At 64.7% G+C, this 2,102-nt stretch carries 2 protein-coding genes and 1 riboswitch; of the genes, one reads left to right on the top strand and one right to left on the bottom strand.

All coding sequences use genetic code 11. The features are described 5' to 3' along the window. Window positions 1–36 precede the first annotated feature (36 nt). Window positions 37–918, bottom strand: a complete 882-nt coding sequence (locus H9639_RS01625; protein WP_191746730.1) for a MetQ/NlpA family ABC transporter substrate-binding protein — start codon at window positions 916–918, stop codon at window positions 37–39. 79 nt (window positions 919–997) lie between these two features. Then, window positions 998–1,115, bottom strand: a riboswitch (SAM riboswitch). Between the two features lie 213 nt (window positions 1,116–1,328). On the opposite strand from H9639_RS01625, the gene H9639_RS01620 reads away from it, so the two are divergent. Continuing rightward, window positions 1,329–2,102: macrolide 2'-phosphotransferase (locus H9639_RS01620; protein WP_225219054.1), on the top strand; the 774-nt coding region annotated here is incomplete at its 3' end.

The raw sequence follows: 2,102 nt of genomic DNA, 5'->3' as shown, positions 1-2,102 counted from the left end.
GGCGCCGGCGGGCCCCGCTTCGATGAGGCGCCGGGATCAGCCCCGGGCTTCGATGTCCTTCTGGACCTTGGCAAGGGACGTGCGCAGATCCTCGGCCGGAACCTTCAGGAACTCGGCGGTGTTGCCGGAGGCCTCCTGCACACCGTCCTGGACAGACTGGGTGTTCTGGTAAATCTCCACCAGCTTCAGGTAGGTCTCGTTGTTTTCCTCGCCGGCGCGGGCGGCAAAGATGTTCACGTAGGGAATCGCGGCCGGATCGGAGGGATCGTCCTGGGCAATGGCGTCCTCAAACTTCAGCCCCGCGTCCTCCACGAAGTCGTTGTTGATGATGGCCGCCGCGACGTCGGGCAGCGACGTCGGGGTCAGTGACGCCTCCAGGGTGGTCACCTTGACCTTGGACTTGGCTTCATCAATTTCGTCGAGGGTGGAGAAGGCGCTGCCGCCGCCCTCCAGCGTCACCAGGCCGGCGGACTGGAGCACCAGCAGTCCGCGGGACAGGTTGCTTTCATCATTGGGGATGGCGACCGTTGCGCCGTCGGGAATTTCCTCAACCGAGTCGTACTGGGTGGAGTACAGGCCCAGCGGGTAGATGGCCGTGGATCCGACCGGGGTCAGGTCCTCCCCGGCGGAGACGTTGTAGCGGGCCAGATAGACGATGTGCTGGAACTGGTTGAGGTCCAGTTCGCCCTCGGTCAGTGCGGGGTTGGGCAGCGTGTACTCGCCGAAATCGACGATTTCCACGTCAATTCCTTCTGCCTTGGCTGCCTCGGTGTAGGTGGCCCAGTACGGATCACTGGCACCGACGACGCCGATCTTCACCGGTGCCCCTTCGTCTCCTGCCGCTGAACCGCAGGCGGCCATGCCGAGGGCAAGGAGCGGTGCTGCGGCAAGTGCCAGAATTTTCCTGCTGAGTTTCATGGTTCGGTTCTTCTCCTGAATGGGTCCGCGGCTAAGCACGGAAAGTGGGGAGGCGCAGGCCGCTGTGAGGGCAGTGCCGGCGCCGTACTTGCCCTGCGGAGGGTTTCCGCCAAGGCCGAATCTTCACCTGGAGCACCCCGCTACGACGAGAGGGTTGCTGTCCAGCCGGCCAGGGCCGATGGCTGGAACTCTTGATTCCGGACTCACGCTAGGGGCGCGCGCGGCACGGGCCAAATGTTGCGCCATAAGGCGTCACTGACTGTCACGGGGCGTCATGTTCGGGCCCGGGACGTCAGGGAGAAGGTCCCGCTCCACGGGCGGCGGTCTCTGGAGCGCATGCCGCAAGCTTCGCTACGATGGTGCCCTCCGCCGCGGGGTCTGCGGCAGCGCATGCTCCAGGAGGGTTGATCATGGGTACGGCAAAGGACTTCCGGGTTGAGAGTGCCGGTGCGGAGGATGTCTGCGCTCTGGCCACGCGCTATGGATTGCTGCTCGATCCAGGAACCGTCCGCTTTAACGAAGCCGGACTCGACTACCGGGTGGCATTCGCCGGTACTCCGGAAACGAACGAGCAGTGGGTACTTCGAGTGCCGCGCCGACCGGATGTGGCCGCGAACCAGGATCAGGAACGGGCCATTCTTGATTTTGTCCGCCCGCGCCTCCCCGCAGCCATCCCGGACTGGAAGATCCAGGCCGATGACCTGATTGCCTACCCGCTGCTGCCCGGCTCCCCCGGCCTGACCGTGGGTCCGTCGAACCAGCCGGACTGGCATTTCGACCCGACGTCGAAGTCCTACCTGCAGTCCCTGGCGGAGCTGATCGCGTCCCTGCACAGCATGGATGCCGCCGCCGCAGCAGCCGCCGGCATTCCAGCTGAAACTCCCGACGCCGTCCGGCAGCACTGGGTGGATGGCCTGTCCAGGGTAGAAAAGGAGTTCCGGATTGCGCCGGACCTGTATGCGGGCTGGCAGCAGTGGCTCAGCGATGACCGGCTCTGGCCGGCCCGGACTGTCCTGACGCACGGGGAACTGTATCCCGCCCATCTGCTGCTGGACGAGGCGGACCGTGTTGTTTCCGTCCTGGACTGGACAACCGCGAAGGTCAGTGACCCTGCCCTGGAGTTCATGTATGTCCAACTCATTTCGCCTGATTCACTGGAGGAAGTGGTGGGCGGGTTCCACGCC

The organism is Arthrobacter gallicola (assembly GCF_014836775.1).
Taxonomy (GTDB): domain Bacteria; phylum Actinomycetota; class Actinomycetes; order Actinomycetales; family Micrococcaceae; genus Arthrobacter_B; species Arthrobacter_B gallicola.
The sequence above is the reverse complement of the archived record's forward strand: the minus strand, read 5'-3'. Positions and strand labels throughout refer to the sequence as shown.

Coding starts and splice junctions, on each gene's coding strand:
- H9639_RS01625 (WP_191746730.1), bottom strand. CDS start 918: ATGAAACTCAGCAGGAAAATTCTGGCACTTGCCGCAGCACCGCTCCTT.